Consider the following 17,172-nt stretch of genomic DNA (forward strand, 5'->3'; position numbering starts at 1 on the left):
AGCATCCGACCCCGGTGGCAGATTGTTCATCAACCCTTCGACAGGGGGTAGTCGGTGGGGGCCACAGAGCGGCGTCCTGCCCCTACGATGCGTTCCATGCTCACCTCTCCCCCGCCTGGCGGCCTCGGGCTACCGCCCCGCCGGCCGGACTGCTCCTGCCCGGAACACGCCGACGAGCTGACCGATCTGCTGCTGCCGGTCGACGAGGCCGGCGAGCCGCCGGTGCGCCTGGCCGACCTGATCGAGGCGAGGAAGGTGGGTGTCAGCCCGGCGGAGCCGCAGGAGCACTGGCTGGAGCCGCACGACGAGTCCGACGCCGGGCCGGAGCGGCTGGGCCCGTTCCACTGGGGACTGCGGGTCGGCGACGAGGCGCACGACTGCTACTCGGACGAGGCGCCGTGGTCGCTGGACCAGGCGCTGCTGGACCGGCCGGGGGTGGAGCAGGTGGAGTGGATGGACCGGGAGGAGTTCCTGGTCGGCGCGCCGACGCTCTGCGCGAGCGGGGTGCTCGCCGCCGCGGCCCGCGCCCTCGCCGACCCCCGGGTACGCCGCCTGGCCGCCTGAACCCCGCAGCGGGGCGCGACCGTGGTCCGGGGCCGGCTCACGAGGCCAGGGTGGCGTAGCGGCCGGCGCGGTCGAGCAGCGTGTCGTGGGTGCCGGTCTCGACGATCCGGCCGTGGTCGAGCACGGCGATCTGGTCGGCGTTGCGCACGGTGGAGAGCCGGTGGGCGATGGTGATCGTCGTACGCCCCTGCGCCAGGGCGTCGAAGGCGCGTTGCACGGCCCGTTCGGTCTCGGTGTCCAGCGCGCTGGTGGCCTCGTCGAGGATCAGCACGCGGGGGTTGCGCAGCAGCGTACGGGCGATGGCCAGGCGTTGCTTCTCGCCGCCGGAGAACCGGTGGCCCCGCGAGCCGACCATGGTGTCGTACCCGTCGGGGAGCGCGACGATGAGGTCGTGGACCTGTGCCGCGCGGGCGGCCTCGACGATCTCGTCGTCGGTGGCGTCCGGCCTGGCGTAGCGCAGGTTCTCCCGCACGGTGGTGTGCAGCAGGTACGTCTCCTGGCTGACCACGCCCACGACGGCGGCCAGGTCGTGCAGCCGCAGGTCGCGCAGGTCGATCCCGTCGATGGTGATCCGACCGGCGGTCGGGTCGTGCAACCGGCTCAGCAGGGCGGCGATGGTGCTCTTGCCGGAGCCGGTCTCGCCGACCAGGGCCAGGCTGCCGCCCGCCGGCACGTCGAGGGTGACCCCGGCGACGGCGGCGGTGTCGCTGCCCGGGTAGCTGAAGGTGACGTCCTCGAGCCGGACGTGGCCGCGGATCCGGGCCGGGTCGACGGTCACCGGGTGGGCCGGCTCGTCGACCTCGACGGGCAGGTCGAGGTATTCGAAGATGCGGGCGAACAGGGCCAGCGAGGCGGTCAGCGAGACGCCGACGTTGAGCAACCCGGTCAGCGGCCGGAACAGCGCGCCCTGCAAGGCGGTGAAGGCGACCAGGGTGCCGATGCTCAGCGTGCCGGCGGTGCCGGGCAGGCCGGCGCTGAGGTAGATGACCGCCGGGATGGCGGCGAAGATGATGCTCATCGAGGCCATCCGCCACCGACCGGCCAGCTCGGAGCGGAGCTCCAGGTCGACCAGGCGTGCCGACGAGGCGGTGAAGCGGTCGACCAGGGCCGGGCCGGTGCCCAGGGTCTTGCTCAGCTGGACCCCGCTGATCGACAAGCTCTCCTCGACGGTGACGTTGAGGTCGGCCAGTTCCCGCTGGCGCTGCGCGGTGATGGTCCGGCGCAGCCGGGCGACCCGCCGGGACAGCCAGATCGACGGGGGCAGCACGACCAGGGAGACCAGCGAGAGTCGCCAGGAGAGCGCGGCCATGGCCACGGCCGTGGCGACCACGGTGGTGAGGTTGGCGGCGATCGAGGTGGCGGTGGAGGTGACCACCGACTGCATCCCGCCGATGTCGTTGGTGATCCGGGACTGCACCTCGCCGGTGCGGGTGCGGGTGAAGAAGGAGACCGACTGGCGCTGGAGGTGGCGGAAGACGTCGGTGCGCAGCCGGTGCATGACCTGCTGGCCGACCCGGGTGGAGATCCAGGTCTGCACGACGCCGAGGGCGGCGGTGACGGCGGCGACCGCCACCATGCCGAGCACCAGCCGGACCAGCAGGGTCAGGTCGCGCTCGGGCAGCGCGCGGTCGATGACGGCACGGAGCAGGAACGGTGAGGCCATGGCGAGCACCGATGAGGCCACGATGATCGCCGTGACGGCGGCGAGCTGCCAGCGGTGGTCGGTGAAGAGCCGGCCGATCCGGCGCAGTGACACCTCGCGGGCCTGGGCCTTCTCGGCGGGAGTGGCCTGCCGGCCGGCGTCGCGGCCGCCCCGGCGGCCTTCGGTGGGGTACGGGGTGGGTGAGTCCAAGGGGAGTGCCTCTTTCCTGTCGACTGATGCTGAGGTTGCCTCATCGTGAGGCTGCAACAGGAACTCCTGCTACCGTATTCCCGTGACCGCGGCAGCACCTCGAGACGACGACGAGCAGCCCCTCGCCGAGGCGTTCTGGGAGGTCGCCCGCCGGCTGCGGCACCGCTCCCGGCAGACCCTGGAGCCATTGGAGATCACTCCCGGGCAGGGCCGCGCCCTGCAGGTGCTGATCCGCCACGGCGGGATGCGCCTCGGTTCGCTCGCCGACCACCTGCGGATCGCCCCGCGCTCCGCCACCGAGGTGGTCGACGGGCTGGAGGAGCGGGGGCTGGTCGAACGCCGTCCCGACCCGGTCGACCGGCGGGCCACGCTCGTCGCCCCCACCGCCGAGGGGAGCCGGGTGGGCGAGGCCGTGCGGGCCGCCCGCGCCGCCGAGGCCGAACGGCTCTTCGGCGAGCTCAGCGCCGCCGACCGCGCCGACCTGGCGCGCATCCTGCGCACCCTGGCCGCCGACCGTCCCGACTGAGCCGACCACCCGGCCGGGGCGGGTCCGGCGGCAGCCACCGCAGCGGGCCGATCATGGTGGCCGGAACGCGGACCCACCTCGCAGTTGCGGCCCACGTCACTCGAAACGAGGACCGACCTCGCGGTGCCGGCCGGTGGCACTCCGGAGGCGGACCGACCTCGCAGTGCCGGCCAGTGTCACTTCGACACGCGGACCGATTCAGCAATGCCGGCCGGTATCACCCGGGACGCTATCGACCTGAGAGCACGAACGACTCAGGGAACTCCGGGATGCCCGGCCCGCCTCGCCACAGGCCGACGCCGCAAACCGGGCAGCCAACGGTGACGCCCCGCCGGCGCTTCCCGTGACCGGGTGCCGGTGACCTCGCCCCCTCGGCTCGTCGGCGACCGGCAGGGCGTCGACCACTCCGTGAGTCGTTTATGCCATCAGGTCGATAGGCAGCGACGCGACCTCCCCGGCCCAGGGCCGCCACGGGTCCACGCGCGGAGGAGCGCCGAGGAGGGCCTGTGACGTCTCAGGAGGCAGGTGCCGGGCCCACGGTCCCCGAACAAACGTCACCCAGGGTCGTCCAGCAGGTCACGGCGGCGCAGCAGGAAGTCGCGCTCGGCCAGGTTGCCGGTCCGGGCGGCGGCGGCCGCGTACTCCTGTCGGGCCTCGTCGCGGCGGTCCAGCCGGCGCAGCAGGTCGGCCCGGACCGCGTGGAAGACGTGGTAGCCGGCCAGGTCGAGGCGGTCGACCTGGGCCAGCGCGGCGGCCGGGCCGGCCACCTCGGCCACCGCGACGGCCCGGTTCAACGCCACGACCGGTCCGGGGGCGCCGGCCAGCAGCTGGTCGTACAGCTGGAGGATCTGACCCCAGTCGGTGCCGGCGGCGTCCGGCGCGTCGCTGTGCACGGCGTTGATCGCCGCCTGGATCTGGTACGGGCCCGGCCGGTCCCGCCGTAGGCAACGGCGGACCAGGTGCTGCCCCTGCCGAACCAGGTCCCGGTCCCAGCGTCGCCGGTCCTGCTCGGCCAGCGGCACCAGGGCGCCGTCCGGTGCGGTGCGGGCCTCCCGCCGCGCCTCGGTGAGCAGCATCAGGGCGAGCAGGCCCAGCGCCTCCGGCTCGTCGGGCATCAGCTCGACCAGCAGCCGGCCCAGCCGGATCGCCTCCGCGCAGAGCTCGGCGCGGGCCAGCCGGTCCCCCGCGCTGGCCGTGTGCCCCTCGGTGAAGATCAGGTAGACCACCGCGAGCACCGCGTCCAGTCGGGCCGGCAGGTCGGCGTCGCGGGGCACCCGGTACGGGATGGCGGCGTCGCGGATCTTGGCCTTGGCCCGGACCAGGCGCTGGGCCATCGTCGGCTCGGGAACCAGGAAGGCGCGTGCGATCTCGGCGGTGGTCAGGCCGCCGAGCAGGCGCAGGGTCAGCGCCACCCGGGTAGGAGCGGCCAGCGCCGGATGGCAGCAGGTGAAGATCAGCCGGAGCCGGTCGTCGGTCACGGGCCCCTCCTCGGCGGGGACGTCGGGGGCGTGCAGCAGGGCGGCCTGGGCGTGCCGTCGGGGACGGGAAGCCTCCCGCCGCCACCGGTCGACGGCCCGGTTGCGGGCGGTGGTGATGATCCAGCCCGCGGGGCTGGGCGGCACCCCGGTCGACGGCCAGCGCAGCAGCGCGGCGACGAAGGCCTCCTGGACCGCCTCCTCGGCGAGGTCGATGTCGCCGAGGAGGCGGACCAGCACCGCGACGGCGCGCCCGTACTCGGCGCGGAACACCCGCTCGACGGTCTCGGTGGGTGGCACCGGAGGCGGTCAGGCCTCGCCCTGGAAGGGGCGGACCTCGATCGGCAGGGTGGTGGCCAGGGCGTAGCGGCGGCCCCACTCCAGGGCGGCGTCCAGGTCCGGCGCGGTGATGATGGTGACGCCGCCCAGGTGTTCCTTGCCCTCGGCGTACGGGCCGTCGGTGACCAGCACGTCGCCGTCCTTGGGCCGCAGCACGGTCGCGGTGTCCGGGGCGTGCAGCCCCTGCCCGAAGACCCAGGAGCCGGCCGCCCGCAGCTCGTCGCCGATGGCCTGGACCTCGCGCATCACCCCGGCCAGGAACTCCGGGTCCGGCCGGCCGCCGACGGGCTGGTACATGCTGATCAGGTACTGCTTCACGGTCTCCTCCTCACGGGACGCCGGCCCGTGCCGGACGCCCACCCTTCATACGAGCGGGACCGCCCGGGATCGACAGGACACACCGGATCGTCCTGTCCGCGCAACTATGTACTCGGGGTATACACCGGGTGTATGGTCGCCGCATGAGTGTTCCTCTGACCCTCCTCGGCCTGCTCGAACAGGAGCCGCGCCACGGGTACGACCTGAAGCGCGACTACGACACCTTCTTCGGCCGGGGCAAGCCGCTGCCGTACGGCCAGGTCTACTCGACGTTGAGCCGCCTCGCCCGCGACGGCAAGGTCGTCATCAGCGAGGTGGAGGCCGGGGCCGGGCCGGACCGCAAGCGCTACGTCATCACCGACCGGGGCGCCACCGAGGTCGACCAGTGGCTGACCCAGCCGGTCGAGCCGGAGCCGCACCTTCAGACGGTGCTCTTCGCCAAGGTCGTGCTGGCGCTGATGCTCGACCGTCCCGCCGAGGACTACCTGGACACCCAACGCCGCGCCCACCTGCAACGGATGCGCGAGCTGACCGAGGTCAAGCGCACCGGCGGCCTGGTCGACGCGCTCCTGGCCGACCACGGCCTCTACCACCTGGAGGCGGACCTGAGATGGATCGAGACCACCGGCGCCCGACTGGACGCCCTACGGAGGACGGTGCGGCCATGACCACCATGATCGAGGCCCGGAACGTGGAGTTCTCGTTCGGCAGCACACCGGCGCTGCGCGGGGCGAGCCTCGCCATCGACGCCGGCGAGATCGTCGCCGTCATGGGCCCCAGCGGCTCCGGCAAGTCGACCCTGCTGCACTGCCTGGCCGGCATCCTGGTGCCCGACGCCGGGGAGATCCACTTCGACGGCGCCCGGATCGACGCCCGCTCCGAGCAGGAGCGCAGCGCCCTGCGCCGGGAACGGTTCGGGTTCGTCTTCCAGTTCGGACAGCTCGTCCCCGAACTGACCGCCGCGGAGAACGTCGCCCTGCCGTTGCTGCTCGGCGGGGTCCGCCGGGCAGAGGCGCTGCGTACCGCGCACGGCTGGTTCGACCGGCTCGGCCTGGCCGGCCTGGAACACCGCCGGTCGGGAGAGCTCTCCGGCGGTCAGGCCCAGCGCGTCGCCCTGGCCCGCGGCCTGGTCGCCGGACCGCGGGTGCTCTTCGCCGACGAGCCCACCGGCGCCCTCGACTCGCTCACCGGCGAGCAGGTGATGGACCTGCTGGTCACCGCCGCCCGCGAGCAGGGCACCACGGTCGTCCTGGTCACCCACGAGCCGCGGGTCGCCGCGTACGCCGACCGCGAGGTCATCGTCCGCGACGGCCGGATCAACGCCCCCGACCGGGTGGCGTCGTGATCCGCCTCGGGCTGCGCCTGGCCGTGGCCGGCGGCCGGGAGTCCCTCACCCGCCTGATCCTCATCGCCGCCGCCGTCGCCGTGGGCGCCGGTCTGCTGCTGACCACCCTGGCCAGCGTCAACGCCGTCGACGCCCAGCTCACCCGGTACGCGTCGCTGTATCCCGGCGTATCCGTCGGCGGCGACGCCGATCCGCTGTGGTGGTCGACCCGCGAGGACTACTTCCAGGGGACGCAGATCGTCCGGGTCGACGTCGCCGCCACCGGCCCCGACGCGCCCACGCCGGTCGGCGTGCCGAGGACACCCCGGCCCGGGGAGTACTACGCCTCCCCCGCGCTGCGCGAGCTGATCGCCACCAACCCCGCCGACCAGCTCCGCGACCGCTACCCGGCCCGGGACCTCGGCACGATCGGCGCGGCCGGACTGCCCTCGCCCGACACCCTGCTGGTCATGGTCGGTGGCACCCCCGACGAGGTGGCCAAGCAGCCCCGGGCCCGACAACTCACCAGCGTCGGCGACACCACCCCGCCGATCCCGGAGACCATCGTGGACCTGATCCTGGGGGTGGTCGCCGGCGGCCTGCTCTTCCCGGTGCTGATCTTCATCGGCACGGCCACCCGGCTCAGCGCCGCCCGTCGTGAGCAGCGGTTCGCCGCGTTCCGCCTGGCCGGCGCGACTCCCCGGCAGATCTCGACGATCGCCGCGGTGGAGGCGGGCCTGGCGGCCGTCGCCGGCACCGCCGTCGGCTTCGCCCTCTTCCTCGCCTGCCGGGGTCAGCTCGCCGAGATCCCGTTCACCGGCATGCGGTTCTTCCCCGGCGACCTGTCGCTGGACCTGCGGGACGTCCTGATCGTGGCGCTCGGCATCCCGGCCGGCGCCGCGGCCGCCGCACACGTCTCGCTGCGCCGGGTACGGATCTCCCCGCTCGGCGTCACCCGACGGGTCACGCCGCGCCCGCCGCGGGCGTACCGGCTGATCCCGCTCGTGCTCGGCCTCACCGTGCTGTTCGTCGCCTACGGCTACCGCCCCCGCACCTCCGACGGGCAGACGGCAGTGTTTCTGCCCGCGATCCTGCTGGTGATGGCCGGCCTGGTGCTCGCCGGGCCCTGGCTGACCATGGTGGGCGCCCGGCTGCTCGCGGCCCGGACCCGCCGTCCCGCCGGACTGATCGCCGCCCGGCGGCTCGCCGACAACCCGAAGGCCGGCTTCCGGGCGATCAGCGGCATCATGGTCGCGCTCTTCGTCACCACCGTGGCCGTCGGCGTGATCACCACGATCGTCGCCAACCGGGGCCCCGCCCAGCTCGGCTCCACCGAGGCCGGCACGCTCTCGGCCAACTTCAACGAGAAACCGCTCGCCGTTCCCGACCGGGTGCTGGCCGACATACGCACGATCCCGGGGGTGCGGTCCGCAAGCGTGGTCCGGGAGAACCCCGTCCGCAGCGGAGAGGGCGACGGGGTGATCGCCTGCGCCGACCTGCCGCCGGCGTACGGCCGGTGCACCCCCGGTGCCACCGTGGCCCAGCTCTCCTCCAACTTCCTCCCCTGGCGGGAGTCGGCGTCGCCGGACCGGCAGTGGCCCGCGTCATCGATGTCCCCCGCTGACCTGCGCCGGTTGCCGGTGACGTCGGTCGTCGTCGGCACGGACGGCAGGACTGCCACGGTGGAACGCGCCCGCACCGTCCTGGAGATCGCCTACCCGGTGCAGTTCTGGGTGGCGCCGAACGTGCCCGGTGACTTCGAGTCGGACTTCGCCAACACGATGCGCGGCTGGCAGCAGCTGGCCGACGTCGTCATCGTCGGCAGCCTGGCGCTGGCCGGGTGCAGCCTCGCCGTCAGCGTCGTCGGCGGGCTGAGCGAACGCCGCCGCCCGTTCAGCCTGCTGCGGCTGAGCGGCGCCCCGGTACGCGTCCTGCGCCGGGTGGTCCTGCTGGAGAGCGCGGTGCCGATGCTCGCCGTCGCCGTGCTGGCGGTGGCCATGGGCCTGCTCGCCGCGCACCTGTTCCTGCGGGCGCAGATGCACTACACCCTCACCCCGCCCGGCCCCGGCTTCTACGCCGTCGTGCTGGTCGGGCTGGTGGCCTGTCTGGGCATCATCGGCGCGACCCTGCCGCTGCTGGAGCGGGTCACCGGCCCGGAGACCGCCCGCAGCGAGTGACGGAGGCCGCCGCGCCGGGCTCGGGGCCGGCGCGGCGGCGGATCCAGCCGGGTACGTCGCCTCGCCCGAAGATCATGGACCACCGGTACGACAACCGGCACCCATGGCGGCCCGCTAACCGGGTATGCGGCGCCGGTGTCCCGAGGCAACCTGGTGGTGGTGGTCGGCGCCGGATTCTCCGGTCTCGCCGCCGCGCTGGCGCTGGCCCGGGCGGGGGCGCAGGTGCGGGTGCTGGAGGCCCGGGACCGGGTGGGCGGCCGGGTGCTGACCGGGTGGCTGGACGACGGCACCCAGCTCGATCTGGGCGCGCAGTGGATCGGCCCGACCCAGGACCGGATGTACGCGCTGGTGTCCGCGTACGGTGTCGACACCTTCCCGTCGGCCGCGTACGGCGCCGGGTACGTGCGGCGCCCGGGCGGCCGGTCGACGGAGCCGCCGCCGGGGGCGGAGGAGCTGTTCGCCGCCCTGGACTCGTTGGGCGCCGCGGTGGACCCGGCCGAGCCGTGGCGGGCCGCCGGGGCGCCCCGGTGGGACCGGATGTGCCTGACCGACTGGCTGGAGCGGACGGCGGTGGACCCGGAGTCCGCCCGGTACGCCGGCCGACTGCTCGCCGGCGGCCTGCTGGCCGCGAGCCCGGACGAGATCTCGGTGCTCCAGACGGTGTTCTACCTGCGCGCCGGCGGTGGCTCCCGGTCGTTGCTGGGGATGGCCGGCGGGGCGCAGCAGGACCGGCTGGTGGGTGGCCCGGGGGCGCTGGCCGAGCGGATGGCGGCGGCGCTGCCCGAGGGCTCGGTGACCTGCTCGGCGCCGGTGCGGGCGATCGAGCAGGACCGGGCTGGGGTGCTGGTGCACACCGACCGGGAACGCGTCGCCGGGGACGCGGTCGTGGTGGCGTTGCCGCCGGCGCTGGCCGGGCGGATCCGCTACACCCCGGCGCTGCCGGCGCTGCGCGACGGGCTGACCCAGCGGGCGCCGATGGGTTCGGCGTTCAAGGTGCACGCGGTCTATCCCGAGCCGTTCTGGCGGGCGGACGGGCTCTCCGGGGTGGGCACCGCCGTGGTCGGCCCGGTGACCGAGACGGTGGACAACGGGACGCCGGACTCGGAGCGCGGGGTGCTGACCGCGTTCTGCTACGGCGACGAGGCGCGGGAGCTGCGCGGGATGTCCGCCGCCGCCCGCCGGGACGCGCTGCTGGACGCGCTCGCCGCCGTCGTGGGCCGGCGGGCCCGCCGCCCCGACGAGCTGATCGAGTACGACTGGTCGGCCGACCCGTACACCCGGGGCTGTTTCTGCGGCGCGCTGACCCCCGGCTCGTGGACCCGGTACGGGCCGTTCCTGCGCCGCCCGGTGGGGCGGATCCACTGGGCGGGCACGGAGACGGCGACCCGCTGGGCGGGTTACCTGGAGGGCGCGGTGCGCGCCGGTGAGCGTGCGGCGGCCGAGGTGACCGGCGCGGGCCATCGGGCCAACCAACCTTCACAAAGATAATCCTCTATACAATCTTGTAGAGGATCTTCGATCTGTGTCGTAATACTGGCAGTTCTTTTCGCCTCCGCCGTTCCCCCGCGGCACCCCCCTGGGAGGAAAGATGAAACACCCCCTGCGTACGGCCGTCCGGGCCGCCACCGCCACCCTGCTCACCCTGGTCACGGCGGTCGCCGCCAGCACCCTGGCCGCCGCTCCCGCGAGCGCCGCCCCGGCCGGGCTGCCCGGCATGGACGTCTCCAGCTACCAGGGCAACGTCAACTGGTCGGCGGCGTACAGCAACGGCGCCCGGTTCGCCTACGTCAAGGCCACCGAGGGCACCTACTACACCAACGCCTACTTCGCCCAGCAGTACAACGGCTCCTACAACGTCGGGATGATCCGGGGCGCGTACCACTTCGCCCGGCCGGACACCACCAGCGGCGCCACCCAGGCCAACTACTTCGTCGACCACGGCGGCGGCTGGTCCCGGGACGGTCGGACCCTGCCCGGCGCGCTGGACATCGAGTACAACCCGTACGGCTCGACCTGCTACGGGCTGAGCCAGGCCTCGATGCGCAGCTGGATCGCCTCCTTCGTCAACCAGTACTACGCCCGCACCGGGCGCTGGGCGACGATCTACACCACCACCGACTGGTGGAGCACCTGCACCGGCAACACCTCGCAGTTCGCCGCGAACAACCCGCTCTGGATCGCCCGGTACTCCAGCACCGTGGGCACCCTGCCGGCGGGCTGGTCGACGTACTCCTTCTGGCAGTGGTCCTCCTCGGGCGTCTTCCCCGGCGACCAGAACGTCTGGAACGGAACCCTGGACCGGCTCCGGGTGCTGGCCTGCAACGGCACCTGCTGACCCGCGACGGCGGCGGGCCAACCGGCCCGCCGCCGCCCCCCGGCCGTACCCCGTGAGGAGATCCCGTGTCCGTTCCCCTGTCCCGGCGGTCCGTGCTGCGCGGCGCGGTCCTGCTGGGTGCCGCCGCCGGCGGCACCGCCCTGACCCAGCTCGGCGACGACCGCGGCGCCCGGGCCATGACCACCCAGGTCGACCAGCCGGTGATCGCCAACTGCGCGACCTGGCGCGCCCGGCCGCCGTCGTCGGCGGTGACCGTGCTGCAGAACCGGCCCAACAAGATCATCGTGCATCACACGGCGTTCCCGAACTCCACCGACTACAGCCTGGCCCACGCCTACCAGAACTCCCGCGACATCCAGAACCTGCACATGGACACCAACGGCTGGCTCGACTCCGGGCAGCACTTCACCAACAGCCGGGCCGGCTACCTGACCGAGGGCCGGCACGGCAGCCTCTACGCGCTGCTGCACGGGCAGACCATGGTGCAGGGCGCGCACTGCGTCGGGCAGAACAGCCAGGCCATCGGCATCGAGAACGAGGGCATCTACCTCGACGTGCAGCCGCCGCAGGCGCTCTGGGACAGCCTGGTGCTCTTCTGCGCGTTCACCTGCCAGCAGTACGCCATCCCGGCCACCGAGATCTACGGCCACAAGGACTTCAACTCCACCCAGTGCCCGGGCCTGCTGCACGACCGGCTGCCGGAGCTGCGCAGCGCGGTCGCCGCCCGCCTCGGCTGACGGTACGGCCCCGCCTGCCACCCACCGGCACGATCACGCCAGCCTGAGTTGTCGCTTATATAAGTCTGGTCTGATATAAAGACCGGGTGCACGCCTTCGACGTCCTCGGCGACCCGGTCCGGCGCCGGATCCTGGAACTGCTCGCCCCCGGCGAGCTGACCGCCGGGGAGATCTGCGCGACCGTCGGCGCCGAGTTCGGCATCAGCCAGCCCGGCGTCTCCCAACACCTGCGGGTGCTGCGGGACAACGGCTTCGCCACCGTACGCGCGCAGGGCACCCGCCGGCTCTACGCGGTCGACCCGACGCCGCTGCGCGAGGTCGACCGCTGGCTCGACGGTTTCCGCCGCTTCTGGAGCCCCGCCCTGGACGCCCTCGGCACCGAGCTGGCCCGCGGCCGGCGGCAACGGCGCGCCCAGGCCCCGACCGACGACTAGGAGAGACACCGTGACCGACGTGACCCACGAGATCGACGCCGTACGGCGCGCCGTCGGCAGCCGCGCCCTGGAGGCCGGCCAGGCGCGGGTGCTGACCATCGCCCGCACCTACGACACCACACCGGAGGACCTCTGGGACGCCTGCACCAACGCCGAGCGCATCCCCCGCTGGTTCCTGCCCGTCTCCGGCGACCTGCGGCTGGGCGGGCGCTACCAGTTCGAGGGCAACGCCGGCGGCGTCGTGGAACGCTGCGACCCGCCGAAGAGCTTCGCCGCCACCTGGGAGATGGGCGGGGACGTCAGCTGGGTCGAGGTGCGGATCGTCCCGGTCGACGCGGGGCGTACCCGGTTCGAGCTGGAGCACGTCGCGCACGTCGACGACGAACGCTGGGTGCAGTTCGGCCCGGGCGCCGTCGGCATCGGCTGGGAGATGGGGCTCTTCGGCCTCGCCAACCACCTGCGCGGCTCCGGGATCACCCCGGAGCAGGCCGCCGAGTGGATGGCGACCGAGGAGGCCCGCCGGTTCATCACGCTGAGCAGCGAGCGCTGGGTGGCCGCGGACGTCGCCGACGGCACCGACGAGGCGGCGGCCCGGGCGGCGGGCGCGCGGACGACCGCGGCGTACACCGGCCAGCCGGTGGAGTGAGACAACCGCAGGGGTACGCCGGAGATCACGGGGCTCCGGCGTACCTCATGCGGTGTCGGTGGAGTCGGGGCGGAAGGAGTGGACCACTTCGATCTTCCCCACGATGTGCCGGTTGAACTCCGGCAGCTCGTCCGCCGGCACCCAGAGCTCCAGGATGTCCCGGCCGCCGGCCTGGCGCACCGGGTAGCGGGCGACGAACTCGCGGTCCACCTCGAAACGCGTGACGAAGCCGGCACCCGAGGCCGGAACGTTCCAGTCCCGGGCGATCATGATCGCGTACGCCTCGTTGAGCACCGGGTAGAAGATCGGCTGGTCGAACAGGCGCGGCGGCCAGGCCGTCCAGCCGGCTGGCCTCGACCAGTGCCAACTCCTCGGGCCCCGTCGGTCGCCACAGAGTCGTCGTCTTCCGCATGCCATCCCCTCCCCGGTGCGCGCCGGACGCTACCCGCGCGGCCTGCGGACGGCGAGGCAATAAGCATTCATCCCCAAGCTCACTCAGTTTGTCGGTGGCCGATCCCGACCATCGGCACGCCGACCGCCAGCTCGTAGCGGACCACCTCGCTGAGCCGCACCCGTCGGCCGTCCGGCAGGCTGCGGCACGTCGTCCACATGATCGACCGTAGTGCCGGGTTCTCCACGGCCCCCAACGTCTCGGCCGGTTCCAGCTCGACCCCGGTCTCGTCGCACCAGGCCACGACGGTGGCCCAGAAACGGTCCACGGTCTCCCACGCCTCGACGGTGCGGGGCCCGCGCAGCGGCAACAGCTCCTCGACGGTGAGCAGACCGTCCGTGCCGTGCGACGCCGCGTTCTGCAGATCCTCGATGAAGTCGTACGCCACCTCGGCGGCCGCGCCCTCCTCGGCCAGCAGCTCCTCCACGACGCCGAGGACCGCCGCGACCCGCCGGTTGCGCCGCACCACGTCCATCACGACGTCGCGCACCGGGACCTCGCCGCCCGCGGTGGGAAGGCCGGCGGCGGCCATCAGCCGCTCGACGGGAGTCCGCGATCGCCGCCTGAACAGTCCCACTGGTCGCACCTTCCGGTAGTCGCGGCGTCCTGGCCCGGCCGCGTAAGTCGCATGATCATGCCAGTCAGGTCCGTTGCCCGGCACCCTCTTCCGTCCCCACAGGACACGTTCGCTTCACGTGCAGCCGGACGGTTGGGGGGCGAGGTGCGACATCAGGTTCGTGTCGGAGGGGTCTGTCAGGATGCGCCGGTGGATCCAGTAGAGGTGGCACGGACCGGCCCCGGCGAATACTCCCTGACCCTGGCGGCCGGGACGACCGAGGTGGACGACCTGATTTCTGAGCTCGGCCACGAGCCCAACGGCTATTTCTGGGAGGGGATCGTCGAGCTGCTCGTCTCCACGGAGGTCCCAGCTCTCGACGGCCGCTTCGTCTCCGACCCCGAGGGTGGCGCCTACTTCGCCACCGGCGAGGATCGTCAGGCACTCGACGAGCTGGCGGTCCTGCTCCGGGCGGTGGCGGCTGACCGGGACCGGCTGCGACGACTCGTCGCGCATGCCCGCGCGACCGGCTTGGAGTTCGACGACTGAACCGGAGCGAGGCCGCGGTGGCTGCCGCACCCGACGGGCTCCCGTCCGTCGGGATCCGGCGGCGTGCCGTGAGGATGCAGGCCTCTCCTACCGTGGCGGCATGCAGTGGTATCTCGCGTTCGCCGGCGTCGCGCTCGCCACGGGGATCACCGTCCTGCTCTTCGGACGTCGACGGCGTCGGCCGCAGACGGTGGAGGAGAAGGCAGCCGCTGCCCGGGCCGCCATGCGCGCGATCCGCCGCAGTTCGCCACGTCCCGGGCGCGACGTCTTCGAGCGGGGGTGGGGCGTACCCGACCGGCACTCCGCAGCCGTCGTGGACAACGCGGCATACGGCGACGCGGCGACCTTCGACTCGGGCGGCGGCGGTGGGACGGACTGAGGTCGCCGTCCGGTCGGCCCCGCCCGACGTGTCGGACCGGTAGGCCACACTGTGGAACATGTCCTCACCCCGCAGCGTCGCGAGCTGACCGACCTCGCCCGCACCGGTCGACGAATCAGATATCTGCACTTCTGGGGCCACCAGCCGCAGCGGAACGGCAGCGTCGGCGCCGGCTGCCTGAGTCAGTGGTGGCCGGCGCCGTTCACGGTGGACGGTCGGACGTTCGCCACCGCCGAGCACTGGATGATGTGGCACAAGGCGGCGCTCTTCGGGGACGAGGAGACCGGCGAGCGGATCCTCGCCGCCGGGCATCCGCACCGGGCCAAGGTCCTCGGCCGGCAGGTGCGCGGCTTCGACGAGGCGACCTGGACCGCCCGCCGCTATCCGATCGTGGTGGCGGGCAGCGTCGCGAAGTTCGGCCAGCACGACGCGCTCCGGGCATATCTGCTCGGCACCGGTGACCGGGTGCTGGTGGAGGCGAGCCCGACGGACCGGATCTGGGGCATCGGGTTGACCGCCGACGACGCACGCGCCGCCGACCCGGCCGAGTGGCGGGGCGAGAACCTGCTCGGTTTCGCCCTGATGGAGGCCCGGGAGGAGCTGCGAGGCGGGTGATGGCCGGCGCGGTGGGCGGCCGGCCGCCCGGCCCGGTAACGTGCGGCGACATGACCGGCGCACCGTACTCGCACTGCTCGTACTGCGGCTCGGCCTACCCGGCGGGGGCCGGCTGGCCGCGGATCTGTGCGGTCTGCGGCCAGACGGTCTGGCGCAATCCGCTGCCGGTGGCGGTGGCGCTGCTGCCGGTGCGCACCGATGCCGGGGTCGGCCTGGTGGCGGTCCGCCGGGACATCGAGCCCGCCCGCGGCGAGCTCGCGCTCCCCGGCGGCTTCATCGAGTACGGCGAGGAGTGGTCCGACGCGCTGGTCCGGGAGCTGCGGGAGGAGACCGGCCTGATCGGCCGGGCCGACGAGGTGGAGCTGTTCGCGGTGCACGGGGCGCCGGCCGGCGGCACCATGATGGTCTTCGGGGTGCTGCCCGAGCGGCCGGCCGCCGAGCTGCCGCCGTCGGCGCCGACGGAGGAGGCCACCGAGTGGGTGGTGCTCACCGAGCCGGTGGAGCTGGCCTTCTCCACGCACACCAAGGCGATGGCCGACTTCTTCGCCGGCCGGGGCTGACCGGCCGCCGTTCCCGGCGACCGGTCGGGCCGCCCCGGCTCAGACCCGGGCGGGCTGGGGCGCGAAGGGCACGGCGGCGGTCAGCTCCTGCTGCGGCTCCCCGGCCGGGTGTCGCCACAGGCCGCGGGCGCGCAGGATCGGCAGCACCCCCTCGCCGAACCAGTACGCCTCCTCCAGGTGCGGATGCCCGGAGAGGATGAACTCGTCGATGCCCAGGGCGTGGTACTCGGCGATCCGGTCGGCCACCTCGGTGTGGCTGCCGACCAGGGCGGTGCCCGCCCCGCCGCGGACCAGGCCGACCCCGGCCCAGAGGTTCGGGGCGATCTCCAGCCCGTCGCGGGAGCCGCCGTGCAGGTCGAGCATCCGCCGCTGCCCCTCGGACTCGCTGCGCCGCAGCCCCTCCTGGGCGGCCCGGATGTCGCTGTCGGAGATGCCGTCGAGCAGCCGTCGGGCCTGCGTCCAGGCCTGCTCGGCGGTGTCCCGGGCGATGACGTGCAGCCGGATGCCGAAGCGGAGCTCCCGGCCCGCGTCGGCGGCGAGGTTGCGGACCCGGTCCAGCTTGCCGGCCACCTGGGTGGGCGGCTCGCCCCAGGTCAGGTAGACGTCACTGTGCCGGACGGCGACCGGTAGCGCCGCGGCGGACGAGCCGCCGAAGTAGACCGGCGGGACCTGGACGGGCAGCCGGCTCAGCCGGGCGCCCTCGACCCGCAGGTGCTCCCCCGCATGGTCGACGGTCTCGCCGCGCCACAGCGCGCGCACCACACGCAGGAACTCGTCGGTGCGGGCGTAGCGGGCGTCCTTGTCGAGGAAGTCGCCGTAGGCGCGCTGCTCGGTGGACTCGCCGCCGGTGACGACGTTGAGCAGCAGCCGGCCGCCGGAGAGCCGTTGGAAGGTGGCGGCCATCTGCGCGGCGAGGGTCGGTGAGAGCAGGCCGGGCCGGAACGCCACCAGGAACTTCAGCCGCTCGGTGACCTCGGCGAGCATCGCGGTGGCCAGCCAGGCGTCCTCGCACCACGCGCCGGTGGGGGTGAGCGCGCCGACGAAGCCGAGCTGCTCGGCGGTGCGGGCGATCTGCCCCAGGTAGGCCACGGTCGCCGGCCGGGCGCCACCCGCGCTCCCGATCGGCGTGCCGTGCCCGCCGCCGACGATGTCCCGGCTGTCGCCGTAGGTGGGCAGGAACCAGTGAAAGGTCAACGACATCGGAGAGTCCTCCTGGGGGGGTGGGACGGCGACCGCCACAGGCTACCCATTAAACCTACCGGCTTGGTAGGTTGGCCCGGATGCGAGTTCAGCATGCTGGAGCCCGACCCCCTGGTCGTCCACGCTCCGCTCCGC

The 17,172-nt window shown here is 73.5% G+C and carries 19 protein-coding genes and 1 pseudogene; 14 read left to right on the forward strand and 6 right to left on the reverse strand.

What is annotated here, in order from left to right:
• The first annotated feature begins 96 nt into the window (after positions 1–96).
• Complete coding sequence (locus GA0070564_RS09205; protein WP_091605761.1) at positions 97–564, forward strand: hypothetical protein; 468 nt, start codon at positions 97–99, stop codon at positions 562–564.
• A 37-nt stretch (positions 565–601) separates the two neighbouring features.
• On the opposite strand, the gene GA0070564_RS09210 is transcribed toward GA0070564_RS09205, so the two are convergent.
• The gene (locus tag GA0070564_RS09210) at positions 602–2,320 is read right to left on the reverse strand and encodes an ABC transporter ATP-binding protein (protein WP_176730638.1); all 1,719 of its coding nucleotides are present in this window, start codon (positions 2,318–2,320) and stop codon (positions 602–604) included.
• Positions 2,321–2,498: 178 nt separating this feature from the next.
• Between GA0070564_RS09210 and GA0070564_RS09215 the strand changes: the two genes are divergently transcribed.
• Positions 2,499–2,942: a MarR family winged helix-turn-helix transcriptional regulator gene (locus tag GA0070564_RS09215; protein ID WP_091605770.1), complete on the forward strand. Its 444-nt coding sequence runs from the start codon at positions 2,499–2,501 to the stop codon at positions 2,940–2,942.
• A 554-nt stretch (positions 2,943–3,496) separates the two neighbouring features.
• Here GA0070564_RS09215 and GA0070564_RS09220 read toward each other — a convergent pair.
• Together GA0070564_RS09220 and GA0070564_RS09225 are read right to left on the reverse strand one after the other, a co-directional pair.
• A complete protein-coding gene (locus GA0070564_RS09220; RefSeq protein WP_091605774.1) occupies positions 3,497–4,717 on the reverse strand; it encodes an RNA polymerase sigma factor in 1,221 nt (406 codons plus the stop codon).
• 9 nt (positions 4,718–4,726) lie between these two features.
• Complete coding sequence (locus GA0070564_RS09225) at positions 4,727–5,074, reverse strand: YciI family protein (protein WP_091607043.1); 348 nt, start codon at positions 5,072–5,074, stop codon at positions 4,727–4,729.
• 143 nt (positions 5,075–5,217) lie between these two features.
• Between GA0070564_RS09225 and GA0070564_RS09230 the strand changes: the two genes are divergently transcribed.
• From GA0070564_RS09230 to GA0070564_RS09265, 8 genes are all read left to right on the forward strand, one after another.
• A complete protein-coding gene (locus tag GA0070564_RS09230; RefSeq protein WP_091605777.1) occupies positions 5,218–5,742 on the forward strand; it encodes a PadR family transcriptional regulator in 525 nt (174 codons plus the stop codon).
• Positions 5,739–6,419, forward strand: coding sequence for an ABC transporter ATP-binding protein (locus tag GA0070564_RS09235; RefSeq protein ID WP_091605781.1), 681 nt, complete (start codon positions 5,739–5,741; stop codon positions 6,417–6,419). The genes GA0070564_RS09230 and GA0070564_RS09235 overlap by 4 nt, the downstream gene beginning before the upstream one ends.
• Positions 6,416–8,575, forward strand: coding sequence for an ABC transporter permease (locus GA0070564_RS09240; RefSeq protein WP_091605785.1), 2,160 nt, complete (start codon positions 6,416–6,418; stop codon positions 8,573–8,575). Before GA0070564_RS09235 ends, GA0070564_RS09240 begins: the two co-directional genes overlap by 4 nt.
• Before the next feature lie 135 nt (positions 8,576–8,710).
• Complete coding sequence (locus GA0070564_RS09245) at positions 8,711–10,063, forward strand: flavin monoamine oxidase family protein (RefSeq protein WP_091605789.1); 1,353 nt, start codon at positions 8,711–8,713, stop codon at positions 10,061–10,063.
• A 100-nt stretch (positions 10,064–10,163) separates the two neighbouring features.
• On the forward strand, positions 10,164–10,910 hold the full coding sequence (locus GA0070564_RS09250; RefSeq protein WP_091605792.1) for a lysozyme: 747 nt from the start codon (positions 10,164–10,166) through the stop codon (positions 10,908–10,910).
• A 65-nt stretch (positions 10,911–10,975) separates the two neighbouring features.
• Positions 10,976–11,647, forward strand: a complete 672-nt coding sequence (locus GA0070564_RS09255; protein ID WP_091605795.1) for a peptidoglycan recognition protein family protein — start codon at positions 10,976–10,978, stop codon at positions 11,645–11,647.
• An 86-nt stretch (positions 11,648–11,733) separates the two neighbouring features.
• Positions 11,734–12,081, forward strand: coding sequence for an ArsR/SmtB family transcription factor (locus tag GA0070564_RS09260; RefSeq protein WP_091605799.1), 348 nt, complete (start codon positions 11,734–11,736; stop codon positions 12,079–12,081).
• Positions 12,082–12,091: 10 nt separating this feature from the next.
• Entirely contained in the window at positions 12,092–12,727 is a 636-nt protein-coding gene (locus GA0070564_RS09265; RefSeq protein WP_091605804.1) for an SRPBCC family protein, read from the forward strand.
• Between the two features lie 45 nt (positions 12,728–12,772).
• Here GA0070564_RS09265 and GA0070564_RS09270 read toward each other — a convergent pair.
• Positions 12,773–13,139 (reverse strand): annotated as a pseudogene (locus tag GA0070564_RS09270) (ADP-ribosylation/crystallin J1).
• 79 nt (positions 13,140–13,218) lie between these two features.
• Positions 13,219–13,755, reverse strand: coding sequence for a hypothetical protein (locus GA0070564_RS09275; protein ID WP_141714729.1), 537 nt, complete (start codon positions 13,753–13,755; stop codon positions 13,219–13,221).
• Positions 13,756–13,944: 189 nt separating this feature from the next.
• Between GA0070564_RS09275 and GA0070564_RS09280 the strand changes: the two genes are divergently transcribed.
• The 4 genes from GA0070564_RS09280 (at position 13,945) to GA0070564_RS09295 (ending at position 15,837) form a co-directional block, all read left to right on the forward strand.
• Positions 13,945–14,283 carry an Imm51 family immunity protein gene (locus GA0070564_RS09280; RefSeq protein WP_245669881.1) on the forward strand — a complete coding sequence of 113 codons (339 nt, stop codon included), beginning with the start codon at positions 13,945–13,947 and terminating at the stop codon, positions 14,281–14,283.
• A gap of 100 nt (positions 14,284–14,383) precedes the next feature.
• Positions 14,384–14,662, forward strand: a complete 279-nt coding sequence (locus tag GA0070564_RS09285) for a hypothetical protein (RefSeq protein WP_091605812.1) — start codon at positions 14,384–14,386, stop codon at positions 14,660–14,662.
• A gap of 84 nt (positions 14,663–14,746) precedes the next feature.
• Positions 14,747–15,277 carry a riboflavin biosynthesis intermediates N-glycosidase gene (locus GA0070564_RS09290; protein ID WP_425412447.1) on the forward strand — a complete coding sequence of 177 codons (531 nt, stop codon included), beginning with the start codon at positions 14,747–14,749 and terminating at the stop codon, positions 15,275–15,277.
• A gap of 50 nt (positions 15,278–15,327) precedes the next feature.
• A complete protein-coding gene (locus GA0070564_RS09295; protein WP_091607049.1) occupies positions 15,328–15,837 on the forward strand; it encodes an NUDIX domain-containing protein in 510 nt (169 codons plus the stop codon).
• Between the two features lie 39 nt (positions 15,838–15,876).
• Here GA0070564_RS09295 and GA0070564_RS09300 read toward each other — a convergent pair whose 3' ends face one another.
• Complete coding sequence (locus tag GA0070564_RS09300) at positions 15,877–17,037, reverse strand: LLM class flavin-dependent oxidoreductase (protein WP_091605821.1); 1,161 nt, start codon at positions 17,035–17,037, stop codon at positions 15,877–15,879.
• Between the last annotated feature and the right edge of the window lie 135 nt (positions 17,038–17,172).

Source organism: Micromonospora mirobrigensis, from assembly GCF_900091555.1.
GTDB classification, from domain to species: domain Bacteria; phylum Actinomycetota; class Actinomycetes; order Mycobacteriales; family Micromonosporaceae; genus Micromonospora; species Micromonospora mirobrigensis.